Below are 13,863 nucleotides of genomic sequence, written 5' to 3' on the forward strand. Positions count from 1 at the left end.
AATGAGACACAAAAATCCCCCCTTTGGAGTAAGGGGGGTCGAGAGATGTTGCGTCTCTATTGGTCACTGGTCACTGTTAACTGACTAAGCTTCCTTCACCTTTCATTGCCAACCAAGCGATCCCATAACAGGCTAAAGCATTACCGATCAGAAAAGTACGAGCGATCGCCCCACTTCCCAACCAGCCTAAATCGGGTGCGATAAAGGCACTGATTAACAAGCAGCTAGCGACACCTAAAGCTGTACCGACAGCAAATTTCTTCCAATTCGGATTTCCCAGCAGTAACACGATTAACACAAAGGGAATCACTACGCTGGCAAAGAAGGGGTTTAACTCAGAGTATCCCTGAATAGCGCTACCGAGTTCGGGAATGGAACTGCCCAGCAAGCGGAAGGGCCATTGAGGTAGGTCGAAGATATAAAAGCCTTTGAGGAAGAATAAACCCGAACTGCCTGTAACTAACCCCCATGACAGCGACCAACTCCAGGTAAAGGGGAAGTAAACCCGCAAGAACCAAGCCAAGAGGTAAGAACCGAGTACCATCAGGACTTTAGGTAATAATGCCACTGCACCACCATCAATCCAGAAACGGGGGTTGAGGTAGCCGTTATCCCGCAGCCAGCGGAAGAAGTCTTTGAAGGTAATTTGTCCGCGCACGGCAAGTTTCACGGCGGCGGATGCATCTAAATGTCCCGCACCGTAGTAGTTGAGTCCGTCATCTTGCACGACTCTGGCGGACTTTTGCAGAACGCTTTCTACTTCATCTGGGTCTTGTATCCCAGCAGCTTTAACTAAGGCGGCGACTCCGGCAACGTGGGGAGATGCCATGCTGGTTCCTTGGAATCCGGCAAATACTGGTTCTTCCGTATCTGGATCGATAGTTTCTTGGACGATTTTGCCGGAATTACTGCCACCAGGAGCAGAAAGATCGATTCCTGCACCGAAATTAGAGTAGGGGGCTTTTTCTCCCGCTGAATCGATCGCCGAAACTCCAATTACGTGAGGATAGCGGGCGGGGTACTCGGCAGCGTTGCTATTGGCATTGCCAGCAGCGGCGACGACTACGACACCTTTTTGATGGGCGTAGGCGATCGCTTCTTTCATCATTTCGCTTTCACCACCACCACCTAAGCTCATATTAATTACGCCTGCGCCGTTGTCAGCAGCAAAGCGGATGGCTTCGGCAATATCGGAGGTCGTACCCGTACCACCTGCACTTAAGACTTTCAGGGGCATGAGCGTGGCTTCATAAGCCACACCTGCGACACCATAATTGTTGTTGGTTGATTGCGCTACCGTACCTGCTACGTGAGTCCCATGCCCGTTGTCGTCATCTGCTGCAACTTTATCATTTACAAAGTCGTAGCCTTCGACGAATTTGGTATTTTTCAGGTCTGGAACTTGACTAATGCCCGTGTCAATCACAGCAACGGTTACGCCGCTACCTTTGGTTTCATCCCATGCCGACTCAATGCTAATACTACGCATGTTCCATTGCTGACCGTATTGGGGGTCGTTGGGAACCTCATAGGCACGGTAAATGTAGTTAGGTTCGATATATTCGGTAGATTTAGCGATTTTGGAGTTTCTCAGGCTAGTCAGAGTCTGGCGATCGCCTTCCACGACATATACATTATCTGCTGCGGAAAACTCACTATTAAGCCGAGGCTTGACTTTGTATTGCTGCGCGATCGCGTTTAATTTAGCTTCTATCTCCGTATTCGGCACATTTTCCCGAAAATCTAGCACAATGGACTGATATTCGCCTTTAGCTGCCAGACCTTGAAAGCTTGACAGAGCAAACCACAGCCCGCCAATAAACAAACACAGTAGAATAAACTTTTTCATACCTGCAATCCATCTGTACTGAAGCGGCAGTAGCTTAATCTACAAGATAACTCATGCGATCGTCCTACAAACAAATGTTGCAGAATTCTTACAGTTATCAGTGGCTGGTGGCTGGTGGCTGGTGGCTAGAAGAAGAGTTTCACTCTGCTAGCCAATGCGTTACTATCCACTCACCATTAATTCTCTAAATCCCATTACAACTTTAGTTGCTTGAGGGCAGTTTGCAGACTTTCAGCGATCGCTTCAAACTAGCAGGAATTACCATTCCAACAATAGCAATCCTATTTGATTCATGAACGTGGAGCAGGCTAGAAGCCTGCTTTACAAATCATTTAGAACTGCTAAAGCGCAGAGACCCATAATTCAAGTCAAGCATTCATCCCTAGCGCTTTTTGCAATAATATTCGATCTTCTAACTTAGCTTGAAAACGTCCATTTTCAATATCGCGAATCCAACTCTGGCTTTTACCCGTTAGCTGGGCTAAATCTCTTTGGCTCAATCCCAGTTTTTTTCTTGCCTCAATAATATATTCAGTAGAGAGGGCTACTTGCGATTTTGACCTAGTTTTGCGGTTCGTCGTTCGTTGCTTCTTCTTAGATTTCGCGAGTTGTTGTTCCCACTCTGGAGGCAGTTCAAAATGTAAAATCCGAGCATTCATTAATCGATTCCACTTACCACGAGGGGCAGCATCGGTCAATCGAGTGCTATTGCTACCATCATCAATCCAAAATTCTAATGCAGCTTCCGCATCTTCTGGAATATCGACTAACTTAGCCCACAAAGGTTGAATCTCTGGTGGATAGGTCACAGGATCGAATACAGGCTTGAGTCCGTAGCGATCGAGTACCTCTAAATCGCTTTCAAATATTCTTAATAGACGTTGGCGATTCTCGGGTTGCAAAGATGTTTGGCTCAGTTTTCGTTCGCCGTAGGCTACTCTCATGAGAGTGGGAATCGTAACGCGCTGCTCTTTACCCATTTTGGTTTTAAATAGCAACCATAGCATCATCCGCGCTGCACCCTCATGCTGCTGCCAAATACTCATCACGGCGCTGAGTAGGGCTTTGGGTAAAGTACCGTACTGATAGAATGCAGTCCGCTCTTTGCAACCTTGCCGATTCAGAAAATGCTGCGCCCACTGACCGATTTTAATTTTGAAAGTCAACCCAACCAGATGTTTGCATCCCAAATCGTCTTCTTGAAAGTGATGTTGAGTGTCCAGTAAATGCCACAAACGACTTTTTTCCAGCCGAATTCCCTTAATCTTTCCTTGTTGGGGCAGATCGATACAAGCTATTAGCTTGCAGGGTTGTTGGGCAAGTTCTTTAATGAGAACGAGTTTAGTCAGTTTGCTCAGGTCTTTGCGCTTGTCCAGTCCCAAGTATTCCTCAATCTGTCGGTCATTGATAATGAATTCCTCTTCCCAAGGACGCTCTAAGCTTGTAACATGAGCGGCGTAGATTAAGTGCAAGCAGGCAGATCTAATATCAAATGTCTCGATCGCAGATAATGCTCGATCGCCTTTAAGCGCAACTGGCGGTTCCAAATCTAAGCTGTCTGTAATTCGGAAGGCGATCGCACCCTTACCTCCATGAATTTGCCGCTGATAGTACAACTCTCCCGCAGCATCGATTTCCCAAGTAAGAGAGTGTCGCTGTGCTAGAACATTGCATAATTCCCAACTAGCGATCGCGGAAGCAAAAGGATGGCTTTTACCGTCGGGAAAAAGATCGAGGCTAGGTACGGTTCTAACATCAATCTTGCATCTACCTTTCTTCGCTTGCCAAGGAACCGGAGAGTTGACAGGGCAAGAGTCTACACACTGCGGTGCTAGGGAATCCTGGCAGTCATGACACAAGCTGGGATCGATCCAATACTCACCTTCTATAACTTTGATTGCACCTGTAGGACACTGAGGCAGGCAGTTGTCACAACGAATACAGTGCTTAGTAATGGCGTAAGGCATGGGTATTGTGCGGTTCTTTTCAAAAAGATGCTAGCTTTACTGAATGCTATGAATACGCGATCGCTGAAAATTTTCTCTACTAAAATTTGAACTCCTCGCCATCCAAGAGTTTTTCTCGAAGCTATGCTCTTACGAATTATTTATAGTAAATATATTTAATCTGCAAGTTCAGATATTTTTGTTCGCTTTGAGCCATTAAATAAAGTCTTAATATTTTAGTAAAATCATTTGAGGCGATGCCTACGGCAAGGGCAAAACCCATGCATCTCCTAGTGACAGCCCAGCTAACGACCAAATTTTATCTTGGTATGCTGTTGCTGATGATGTCAATAATCTACTGCAATTGGCAGCACAGAACTGAGAAAATACGGCTGAATCAGAGTACTTTATCAAATAGGTATTAGCGATCGCCTCAGATAATCTAGACGTTCTCGTTTCTACCTATCGCTATTTTTACGATGCTTTGGCTATGCCAAAACCGTATTTCTCAAACACGGTTCTTGCTTGCTTGTCAGTTAAAAACTGAATATATTCTTTGGCAGCATCAAGATTTTTACTACTACTGATAATGGCTATAGGATAGACAATCGGAGAATGTAAGTTTTCCGCTGCTGTAGCCACTACCCGAACTTTATTTGAGAGTTTGGCATCTGTGGTATAGACAATTCCAGCATCAGCATTGCCACTTTCTACAGCAGCTAGTACATTACGGACATTATTGCCAAACACTAATTTTGGTTTAACTTGTGATAGAATCCCTAATTTCTTGAATAGTTCCTCGGAATATTGTCCGACTGGAACGCTGCGGAATTCGCCTACAGCAATTCGTTTTATGTTAGTATCTGTTAATTGCTCGAACTTATCGATCTTCAGATCGGAATTACTCGACACAACCAAGACAAGGCGATTAGTTAGGAGGTTGCGGCGGGTATCGAGAAGAATCAAATTTTTATCCTGCAAGGCATTCATTTGCTTTGCAGCGGCAGAAAAAAAGATATCTGCTGGCGCACCTTGTTCTATTTGTTGTTGTAATGCCCCAGAAGCACCAAAGTTATAATTGACTTCGATCTTCGGCTGAGTTTTTTGAAAAAGTGGTTGGGCTTCTTTTAAGGCATCTTGGAGGCTAGTAGCAGCAGATATAAGTAAGTTTGTATTTGCTTGTGCGACAACAGGAGATGGATTGAGCCAGTTGAAAATAGTTGCTAAAATCAGCGCGATCGCAACTCCACAAATAAAGGCAAAAACATTTTTTCTTTTCATAGAATCTTCAGTTCAATATCTACTTTATCTACAAAAAATAACTATAAATTATAGTAGAATCTATATTAGATATGCTTTATGGATAGATTAGATTAACATATACTTACAATGAGTCAATATGTAGAAACTACTAATCCTTAAAGGAGATGATGAGGCGATCGCTCGGCAATAAAAAGTAGTTAAATTTACAGTTTAACGAGCGTAAATAGATAGAAGATCGAGCTAACAAAACATATACAAAAGATTGACAAATGAAGATTAGCGCCCGCAATACATTGAAAGCAACTGTAAAAAAAGTTGTACCAGGAGCCGTTAATACTGAAGTCACGTTAGAACTTGCGCCTGGAGTGGAAATAGTTGCAATTATTACAAAATCCTCGGCTGAAAGCTTGGGACTTGCAGAGGGTAAAGAGGCTTACGCTGTCGTTAAATCATCAGACGTTATGGTTGCAGTTGATTAGTCGATGAGTCAATTGCTGTTTGCAAGCAACAATATGAAAGATATGCCAGTGCTTTTGTTCGCCTAAAGCAGTCGTGCCTGGGTGTTCTTCTTCTTGAAAACACTCAATTTTGAAAGGTTGGAGCAATTCTTCTACTTGGGCGCGGGTATGATGGCTCATGTTAGGGTAAACTGCCCAAGAGTCGCGATCGCCAAATAATTGACCGCAGAAACGTCCCCCAACCCGCAATGCTGCGATAATTTTGTTCCACAAGCTAGGAAAATGTTCCGGCGGACAAAATGGTAGGCAAAAGCTGGCATTAATGAGATCGACCGATTCTGGTAATACTAGATCTTCAAAGCGCATCACCAGAGTTTCTAGGCGACGGAGATCGATGTCAGGACGACTTTGCAAACGGGCGATCGCTTTTGCTTCTCCGTCAATTCCTAGTACCCGCCAACCCCGCTTCAGCAGTTCCGCCGTGTCTCGTCCATCTCCGCAGCCCAAATCCACTGCAAATCGGGAAAATTCCTGAGATATTGCCTCAAATCTTGTCAATGCTGCTAGCAGGGTTTCTCGCGGCGGACGACCTTCTACTGCTTGGTAGTAAGCAGACCAATTGGGTTCAAAAACCAGGTTTTCTAATTGGTCGTTCGTAGACATAATTCAGGGACAAGGGGGACAAGGGGGACAAGGGAGACAAGGGAGACAAGGGGGACAAGGGGGACAAGGGGGATAAGGGAGACAAGGGGGACAAGGGGGACAAGGGAGAATAACTACTTGTTAACCGTTAACTGTCAACCAACAACAAATGACCAATGACCAATGACCACCTTCACGAGTAGTTTACAACTCAAACAGAATTGCTATCTAATTTTGTTCTAACGAGCTATGAGTGTAGCAATTTTTGGGGCAAACTCTAGAGCAAGCCTGACAACCAATACAGTATTCTGGATGAACAATAGACATGACTTTGCGCTCGATCTCCTCAGCCTCCTCATCTTCGACAAACTCCCCGTCTTCATTCAGTGCTTGCAGTAGTAGCACGTTTCTACCGCAGGCTTTAAAACATCTACCACAACCAATACATTTATCTTGGTTAATTTCTTGTACGAATTGGGGTGTCCAGATTTTACCCCCAAAAGTCAAACCAGTAAGTATTGCCATAGTGTCTCCTCTTGAGTAAGTCAAAAGTTAAAAGTCAAAAGTCAAAAGTAAGAAATTAGATGTATTTCAGTTGATTCAGTCCTTGCCTTGCGGACTTTGAATGTGTGGTTCCGCGAATTCTATTCGCCGATTATTTTTTTGAGTTGCACCCAACCATTGGAATAGAGCAGTTAGCACCCCAGCCATACCAGCAGCTTGAATAGGGGCAGAATTCGATCGCGCCGTCAACCTGACGTAGATTGCATCAGCAGACTTTTGGCAGAGAATCAGGCGATCGCCTCCTACGATAACCTTGTAGGCAGGCGATCGCTGTTCTAAAATAATGGTGACTCCAGGTACAATACCCATTGCCCTGAGTTCCTGTACCGTAGCCTCGTCTACACTCTCGACTCTGTTAACGACTCCCCGTTCTCCAGGTTGGAGCAAACTGAGCGAGGAGCCAAAAATGGTAAAGTCAGTAAACATATCGTGGGTACTCAGACTAGATAGGCTTCTTGGTGGGTGCGGATCGTACAATCAGAGCGAGGATAGGCGACACAGAGAAGCACAAATCCTTTCTTCACTTGTTCGTCATCTAAAAATACCTGTTCGGACTGATCGATTTCGCCTTCAACCACTTTGCCAACGCAACTAGAGCAAGAACCAGAGTGACAGGAAAAGGGTAAGTCCAGTCCTTGTTCTTCTGCGGCATCCAGAATCGTAATAGATTCTTCAACAGGGATCGTAATGTCGAGCGATCGCTTTTTATTGATTAAATGCACTTGATATGTCGTCATCGTCGTGTCCTCCAAAATGATTCGATCTTTGTACGGGCTAGTTAAATCAAAGAACTAATTGTGATTTCACAAGTATCTGCAAAAAACCCACCCCCACAAGTTTTGACTTCTGACTTTTAACTTTTGACTTTTCTACTCAGCTACATGGCACACCAGCAGGAGTACAATCGCCTGCTTGGAATGATTTGCCACAGCCGCAGGTATCGGTAGCATTGGGATTGCTAAACTTAAATCCGCTTTCTAGCAAGCTATCGACAAAATCGATGACAACTCCTTCCAATAACGGAGCGCTTTGCGAGTCAATGTAGATGCGTAGCTTGCCTTGCTCTACTACAAGGTCATCTGCCCGTGGTGTGCTGGCGATGTTTAAGGAATACTGATAGCCACTACAACCGCCATCCTCGACAGCAACACGAATGCCTCGTTGAGCGGAATTGTCTTCTTTGCTAGCGGCTTGCAGGAAGGTACGAAGCCGGAATTCTGCAACTTCTGTTAATGTTAGGGTCATAATTTCTCCTGAGTTAGTTGTTAGGGGTGAGGGACTAGGGAATCGAAAATTCTTGGTGAGGATGCATAAGCTTGAAGATCCCCCTTAATCCCCCTTAACAAGAGGGAGATTGTGCTACTAGCCCCCTTTTTAAGGGGGTTGGGGGATCGAAACGATCGCGCAATCGCGAAGTAGAATAGTGCGAGAAAGCCGGAGTACCGCAAACCGGACAATTAGGATCGTGGTAGGGGCGACGCTTGGCAAACTCTAAACTGCCCAAGTCCATCGTGAGTAGTTGAGATAACAGTGGTTTACCGATTCCTGTAATCAGCTTGATTGCTTCTAGTGCAGTCAAACAAGCTAGGGTTCCAGATACCGCACCCAAAACGCCAAAACCACGCTTATCCCAATCGGGCTTTTCGGGAAATAGGCAAGATAAACATGGAGTGCGATCGGGGATAATTGTGGTTAAATATGCCTCCATGTCGTTCATCGCTGCTTCCACCATTGGCTTTTTCCAGCGCACGCAGGCAGCATTTAACAAATCTCGCTCGATGAAGTTGTGGGCGCAGTCGAGGGTAACGTCAGCAGCTTGTACTAAATCGTCAACGTTCTCTGGCGTGACATACTCGCAAATAGCATCGACTTGGATATCTGGGTTGATCTGTTCTAGTGTTGTTTTAGCTTTGAAAACTCTGGGTTTGCCTACCCAATCATCGCTCATCAGAATTTGGCGATTCATGTCATCTAGTCGCAGTTCGCCGCCCCGTACTAGAATGAGCCGTCCAACTCCTGCTACCGCTAGGTAAAGCGCCGCCGTGCCACCCAGCCCGCCTACACCTGTCACCAGTACTGTTGATGATTTCAAGCGTTGCTGTGCTGACTCGCCAAAACCAGGAAGCATAATTTGGCGGCGGTAGCGTTCTAATTCGATGGGGGTGAGGTTTAACACAGTTTTTCTCCTCAATCTGTACCAATTTCTGTTAGCAAAACTACATTTTGTGGCTTCTCGTTAAACACCTTGAATAGTTTTTGTTCGACAGGTTTGGAAGCAAGAAAAACGTCATAAGCTTGTTGGAGTGCGTTACGATATTGACCGAGCTTTTCCTCGTCGTTTAGATCGGGAGAATCGCGATCGATCGCTTTGATATAGTTAGAGAATTTCTGCAAAATATGCAGGCGATTCACATTCACAAACTGAGCATCGTAAGGCAGATCGAAGAACTCAAAATATTGCTCTGCATCGACAATTTGTTGAAATTGGGCTATTCTGCTCATTGTCCTCGCTCCAATTTTGTTAACTGTTGCTTGAGTTCGTCAATCTGTCGATAGATTTCATAGGTTTGACCTGCTACATCCATAAGTTGGTTGTAATTTGTAGGTAAACCTTCGGCGAGATCGTGCAGATCCATCTTCATTTGTCCGGCTTTACTGTTAAGCTTTTTGAGTTGAGTTTTTAACTCGTTAATATCTGGGTTAACAGCAGTTTTGGTTACTTGTACCATACAAATCTTTTGAGATGTTTTATTTTTACAGTTTGCCAACTTCGGGATAACGCTGAGCGAGATCGATCGCTTTTTCAACTAGCTTGTCTGCCTCCGCTGTTAATTTCTCCAAAGAATCAAAACCGAAGCGTTGAGCATCGCGTAAGGTTCTAGCAACTAGTAACAGACGGCCAGAAAAAACAAGTACCCAGCCGAAACCTTCATGACTCAAATCGATAACGACTTGGGATAATAAACCTGTTTCTTGCTCGATTCGAGCCGCGATCGCCCGATAGAATGATAAAATTCTGCCTTTTGTTACGGGATCGACATCGCCCTCTACAGAAATTTTGCGCTTAGCCTCTTTGCTGACAATATAGGGTTTGATAACTAATTCATCTGCCCAGTTGCGATAAAAACCATAGGAATCTTGGGCGCGAATTTGTCTGGCTAACTCTTGAACAAACAGAGAGTTGAAGGCTTCGTTGGTAGTAGTTTGGTTGGTGGTTTCAGTAGCGCTCATACAGTTACTTCCTCTTCTAATTGTGCAAAACTAGGTGATTTTTGTTGTAAGGCTTTTCGCAACCAGGGGGGAGGGCTGCCTTTCAAAGTTTGAACTAACTTTTCCAAAATATCGAGAATTTCGTCATCTTCAGATCTGGCTTTAATTGGTGTAATGCGCTTCTTAATTAACCGAGCTGCTGCACTTCCGCCGATCGCCGATACATAAACAATCGTGCAATCATATAGGGCTTCAATTTTTGGCAGTAATTTGTCCTCATTACCATCTTCTTTAAGATCGCCATCAAATCGGAGTGTTTCTACAAACTGATACCCTTCTGGCGAAACTTCATAAACATCAATCTTTTTCGCCCAACCAAAGTGAGCATTAATATGAACTCTGTCATTAGTTGTGAAGGCAATTTTCATACCGATCCTCCGAATTAGTAATTGGTAATTGGTAATTGGTAATTGGTAGTTGGTGGTTGGTAGTTGCTCCCCCAGCTCCCCCAGCTAGGTCAGCTCTCTTCTTCCCCTCACTCCTCACTCCTCGCTCCTCGCTCCTCTGCCTCTAGAAACAGGTTGCCGAGATCGAATAAAAGCTGAATGGTGCCTTGGTAGCCGACTGTGCAACGCTGTCCGTTACCTAAGCGATCGAATACGGGGAAACCGAGGCGATAGAAGGGAGTGTCGAGGCGACGGGCGATCGCTTTAGTATGAGAATTACCGATCAGCAGGTCAGAACCTACTGCTAATTGCTCGAAGTCTTCTAAATCACCAATTGTGACGCTCTCGACTGGTAGTTGCTCTAAAAGGGGTGATTTTGTGGTTGTGACTGCGGTATGAATTTCAGTTCCCATCGATCGCAAAAACCAAGCGATCGACCACAGTAAATCTGGTTCTAGTGCTAGCGATACTTGCTTGCGCCCAAAGTAGAAGTGAGCATCGAGCATAGCATCTTGCAACTGGCGGCGTTGGTGGCAGTATTTTTCTGGGACTTCATTACCGCTCAAATCTACTAGTCCTTGGAAAAAGTCATCCACTGCATCTAATCCAGTTAGTTGCGGAAAGACTTCGTAGGGTATACCAAACTGTTTTTGCATAATCTCCGCCGCACCGCGCACGCTCTCGCCTAGTGCTAGGGTAAACAACGAAGTCCCCATCGCTCTGAGTTCTGCCAAAGTCGTACCACCACCTGTCACCGCGCTGTAGGAATCATCCAAGTGACCGTCGAGCGAGGCGGAAAGATCGGGTACGACGATGGGTTTTAGTCCAAAAGCAGAAACGATCTCTTTAATCTCCTGTACGTCCCCTGGCGTAAACGCAGAGCTTACTAAAAGGTTGATTTGGTCTAATCTGGTTTCTCCAGGTTGAGGCAGTTCCTTGACTATGCTTTCCACGGCTGCGGCAAACCCATCTTGCAATGCACCTTTAAAATCGGGCGTAGAGGCAAATGCGATCGGCAAGTCAGTTAATTCTGGGTGACGTTTGCGGATACTTCTGAGGATGCCTTCCATGTCATCGCCTCTAGTTTCCGTTAGTCCAGTGGTACACAGACCGATAATTTCTGGTTTTGATTTCTCCATCAGCGTTAGGATTGCTTGCTCGATATTGTCCTCGCCACCTAAGATCGTGCTAACTTCAGTCATTGCTGTAGTGGATAGGGGAATTGCTTCGCGAAAATGCCGTACTAACATGACTTTGGCGAAAGCAGTACAACCCTGAGAACCGTGAAACAGAGGCATCACACCTTTTAATCCTAAATATGCTAAGGCTGCACCCAAAGGCTGACTCTGCTTCAAAGGATTAACCGCAACTGCCTTTTTGGAAGATTGGACTTTGGATTTTGAATTGGTAATGGGTAATGGGTAGTTGGTAGTTGCTTCCTTGTCCCCCTTGTCCCCCTTGTCCCCCTTGTCCCCCTTGTCTCCTTGTCCCCCTTGTCCCTGTTCCCAAGGTGCAGGTTTACGCACTTGTTTCCACACGGGGCTGTGCAGGGCTTCATCCAGTTCTCGCGCCATTTCGATCGTGCCTGTATATCCGGCGTAGCGATGATGGCGTTCTTGGTTGATGTCTAAAAAGGGAATTTTGGCTTTGAGGGCTGTGTATTGATTGCGACCACCAGCAATCAACATATCTGCTTTTGTTTGGGCGATCGTCCGTAGCAATTCTTGAGCATTGCCTTTTTCTAGCATGATGCCGTCTTTACCCAGCAGTTCTTTAATGCGGGCTTTATCTTCCTCGGTACTTTTTTTCGTGCTAGTGGCGACAACTTCCATCCCCAAGTCTTTAGCCGCAGAGATAATCGACCAACTTTTCACACCTCCGGTATAAAGGACAACGCGCTTACCTTGAAGGCGATCGCGATACGTGGCTAGGGCAACATCTAACGCCGTAGTTTCTTCGGCAATTAATTTCTCGACTCGCTCTTGCAAATCTGTATCGCCCAGTTTTGCTGCAATATTGCGCAAACAGCGATTCATGTCATCCACGCCGTAGAAAGATTCTTCAATATAAGGAATGCCGTAGCGTTCCTCCATCTTTCTCACCACGTTGATCAGCGCTTTGGAGCAGATCGTCACATTCAGTTTGGCACGGTGGGCATAGCGAACTTCGTTGTATTTAGCATCACCCGTAATTTTGGCAAGGACGCGAATGCCTAATTTATCAAATAGAGGCAAAACATCCCACAATTCTCCAGCAATGTTGTACTCGCCAATCAGGTTGATATCGTAAGGGGTGGTAAATTCTGGTTCGGCGCTACCGATAACGTATTCTAGTAAGGCTTCACCACCGACACGATTGCCAAGATTTTTACTCCCAATAAAGCCAGGAGAATTCACGGGGACGACGGGTATACCTATTTTATTAGTAGCGGCTTCGCAGACTGCATCCAAGTCATCGCCAATCAGGGCAGTGACACAAGTAGAGTAGACAAATACCGCAGCAGGATTGTATCGTTGCTGCACTTCCATAATGGCTTTGTACAGCTTTTTTTCGCCGCCGAAGATGACATCGTTCTCATTCAAGTCAGTCGTAAAGCCCATTTTGTAGAGATGGGAACCAGAAGAAAGACTGCCACGACTACCCCAAGAGTTACCAGAACAAGCGATCGGTCCGTGGACTAAATGAGCCGCATCAGTAATGGGGACGAGGGCGATCGATGCGCCATCAAAGGCACAACCCCCTTGAGCCGCTCCTGGTTGAGCTTGTTGCTGACAGGACTTATTTTTCTTTTGCCCGTGCCTATGGTGATTGTGTTCGCATCCTGGCTCGCTGAGCAGCTCGTTGATTTTACCTTGGGTGATTTTCATGACTTAGCTGGTGGTGGAGTGGTGCGTGGGACGATCTGGTGAGTGGTTAGTCACGCTTCGGTGCAACTTTACTCTTGTTCCCCCCTTTTGAAGGGGGGCTAGGGGGGATCTCTTCGTGAATGGCGCAGTTCTCCGATCCCCCAACCCCCCTAGAAAGGGGGCTATTACAAAGTCACACATGGGGTTAGTCGTAATCTTTAACTTCTAACAGTTTTGACTTTTGACTTTTGACTTACCGATTAACAAATGTATTTCGTGACATCTTCGCCACACTCATCTGAGAGGTAGGATAGGCTGCGAAAGCGCAAGCCTATAAGCTCGTTGTAGAGTGGATTTAGTTCGCAGAGTGCGGGAATGTGAAAGGTGCGTCCGAGTAGAGTTACGTCTCGTTCAAAAGGGCAGCAGCAGGGAATGACTTGACAAATGAGATGGGCAGTATGGCGATCGCATATTTGGATTTGATTCACCCATCGACGTAGGGGAGAGAGTAGATCGAAGCCTGGAATTTTTTCGGGAATTACAGAGCGATCGTGGTGGCTGTGGGTGATGGTAGACATGGCGGATGGGATGAATTGGAGTATTGGAAGGTAATTGGTAATTGATAAGATTTCTCTACTA

Annotated in this window: 19 protein-coding genes; 3 read left to right on the forward strand and 16 right to left on the reverse strand. The window is 45.6% G+C overall.

Going from position 1 to position 13,863, the window contains the following annotated elements:
* Positions 1-76 precede the first annotated feature (76 nt).
* Entirely contained in the window at positions 77-1,849 is a 1,773-nt protein-coding gene (locus DSM107010_RS06580) for a S8 family peptidase (protein WP_015156497.1), read from the reverse strand.
* A 53-nt stretch (positions 1,850-1,902) separates the two neighbouring features.
* Between DSM107010_RS06580 and DSM107010_RS42075 the strand changes: the two genes are divergently transcribed.
* Positions 1,903-2,037, forward strand: coding sequence for a hypothetical protein (locus DSM107010_RS42075; protein ID WP_258184042.1), 135 nt, complete (start codon positions 1,903-1,905; stop codon positions 2,035-2,037).
* Positions 2,038-2,217: 180 nt separating this feature from the next.
* Here the strand turns inward: DSM107010_RS42075 and DSM107010_RS06585 are convergent, their stop codons facing one another.
* Positions 2,218-3,816 carry a helix-turn-helix domain-containing protein gene (locus DSM107010_RS06585; RefSeq protein ID WP_127022613.1) on the reverse strand — a complete coding sequence of 533 codons (1,599 nt, stop codon included), beginning with the start codon at positions 3,814-3,816 and terminating at the stop codon, positions 2,218-2,220.
* 453 nt (positions 3,817-4,269) lie between these two features.
* On the reverse strand, positions 4,270-5,076 hold the full coding sequence (gene modA, locus DSM107010_RS06590; RefSeq protein WP_127022616.1) for a molybdate ABC transporter substrate-binding protein: 807 nt from the start codon (positions 5,074-5,076) through the stop codon (positions 4,270-4,272).
* Positions 5,077-5,327: 251 nt separating this feature from the next.
* On the opposite strand from modA, the gene DSM107010_RS06595 reads away from it, so the two are divergent.
* Complete coding sequence (locus tag DSM107010_RS06595; RefSeq protein ID WP_015156500.1) at positions 5,328-5,537, forward strand: TOBE domain-containing protein; 210 nt, start codon at positions 5,328-5,330, stop codon at positions 5,535-5,537.
* Here DSM107010_RS06595 and DSM107010_RS06600 read toward each other — a convergent pair.
* Positions 5,511-6,179, reverse strand: coding sequence for a class I SAM-dependent methyltransferase (locus DSM107010_RS06600; protein WP_127022619.1), 669 nt, complete (start codon positions 6,177-6,179; stop codon positions 5,511-5,513). The genes DSM107010_RS06595 and DSM107010_RS06600 overlap by 27 nt on opposite strands.
* Between DSM107010_RS06600 and DSM107010_RS41105 the strand changes: the two genes are divergently transcribed.
* Complete coding sequence (locus DSM107010_RS41105; protein ID WP_241994146.1) at positions 6,162-6,338, forward strand: hypothetical protein; 177 nt, start codon at positions 6,162-6,164, stop codon at positions 6,336-6,338. The genes DSM107010_RS06600 and DSM107010_RS41105 overlap by 18 nt on opposite strands.
* A gap of 48 nt (positions 6,339-6,386) precedes the next feature.
* Here the strand turns inward: DSM107010_RS41105 and fdxB are convergent, their stop codons facing one another.
* The 12 genes from fdxB to DSM107010_RS06655 form a co-directional block, all read right to left on the reverse strand.
* A complete protein-coding gene (fdxB, locus tag DSM107010_RS06605; RefSeq protein WP_106168610.1) occupies positions 6,387-6,683 on the reverse strand; it encodes a ferredoxin III, nif-specific in 297 nt (98 codons plus the stop codon).
* 75 nt (positions 6,684-6,758) lie between these two features.
* Positions 6,759-7,148 (reverse strand): FeoA family protein, encoded by a 390-nt coding sequence (locus DSM107010_RS06610; protein WP_106168609.1) that lies wholly within the window; start codon positions 7,146-7,148, stop codon positions 6,759-6,761.
* Between the two features lie 11 nt (positions 7,149-7,159).
* Entirely contained in the window at positions 7,160-7,459 is a 300-nt protein-coding gene (locus tag DSM107010_RS06615) for a 2Fe-2S iron-sulfur cluster-binding protein (protein WP_015156504.1), read from the reverse strand.
* A 136-nt stretch (positions 7,460-7,595) separates the two neighbouring features.
* Entirely contained in the window at positions 7,596-7,967 is a 372-nt protein-coding gene (locus DSM107010_RS06620) for an iron-sulfur cluster assembly accessory protein (RefSeq protein WP_015156505.1), read from the reverse strand.
* 94 nt (positions 7,968-8,061) lie between these two features.
* A complete protein-coding gene (locus DSM107010_RS06625; protein ID WP_106168608.1) occupies positions 8,062-8,898 on the reverse strand; it encodes a HesA/MoeB/ThiF family protein in 837 nt (278 codons plus the stop codon).
* 11 nt (positions 8,899-8,909) lie between these two features.
* Positions 8,910-9,224 (reverse strand): nitrogenase-stabilizing/protective protein NifW, encoded by a 315-nt coding sequence (gene nifW / locus DSM107010_RS06630; RefSeq protein ID WP_015156507.1) that lies wholly within the window; start codon positions 9,222-9,224, stop codon positions 8,910-8,912.
* Complete coding sequence (locus DSM107010_RS06635) at positions 9,221-9,451, reverse strand: CCE_0567 family metalloprotein (protein ID WP_015156508.1); 231 nt, start codon at positions 9,449-9,451, stop codon at positions 9,221-9,223. Before DSM107010_RS06635 ends, nifW begins: the two co-directional genes overlap by 4 nt.
* A gap of 25 nt (positions 9,452-9,476) precedes the next feature.
* Positions 9,477-9,953 carry a NifX-associated nitrogen fixation protein gene (locus DSM107010_RS06640; RefSeq protein ID WP_015156509.1) on the reverse strand — a complete coding sequence of 159 codons (477 nt, stop codon included), beginning with the start codon at positions 9,951-9,953 and terminating at the stop codon, positions 9,477-9,479.
* Positions 9,950-10,360, reverse strand: a complete 411-nt coding sequence (nifX, locus tag DSM107010_RS06645; protein WP_015156510.1) for a nitrogen fixation protein NifX — start codon at positions 10,358-10,360, stop codon at positions 9,950-9,952. Before nifX ends, DSM107010_RS06640 begins: the two co-directional genes overlap by 4 nt.
* A complete protein-coding gene (locus DSM107010_RS38210; RefSeq protein ID WP_158631744.1) occupies positions 10,338-10,478 on the reverse strand; it encodes a hypothetical protein in 141 nt (46 codons plus the stop codon). Before DSM107010_RS38210 ends, nifX begins: the two co-directional genes overlap by 23 nt.
* A complete protein-coding gene (locus DSM107010_RS06650; RefSeq protein WP_127022622.1) occupies positions 10,468-13,245 on the reverse strand; it encodes a bifunctional nitrogenase iron-molybdenum cofactor biosynthesis protein NifEN in 2,778 nt (925 codons plus the stop codon). The genes DSM107010_RS38210 and DSM107010_RS06650 overlap by 11 nt, the downstream gene beginning before the upstream one ends.
* A 239-nt stretch (positions 13,246-13,484) precedes the next feature.
* Positions 13,485-13,802 carry a Mo-dependent nitrogenase C-terminal domain-containing protein gene (locus DSM107010_RS06655; RefSeq protein ID WP_106171454.1) on the reverse strand — a complete coding sequence of 106 codons (318 nt, stop codon included), beginning with the start codon at positions 13,800-13,802 and terminating at the stop codon, positions 13,485-13,487.
* Positions 13,803-13,863 lie beyond the last annotated feature (61 nt).

It is taken from the genome of Chroococcidiopsis cubana SAG 39.79, from assembly GCF_003991895.1.
Lineage (GTDB): Bacteria > Cyanobacteriota > Cyanobacteriia > Cyanobacteriales > Chroococcidiopsidaceae > Chroococcidiopsis > Chroococcidiopsis thermalis.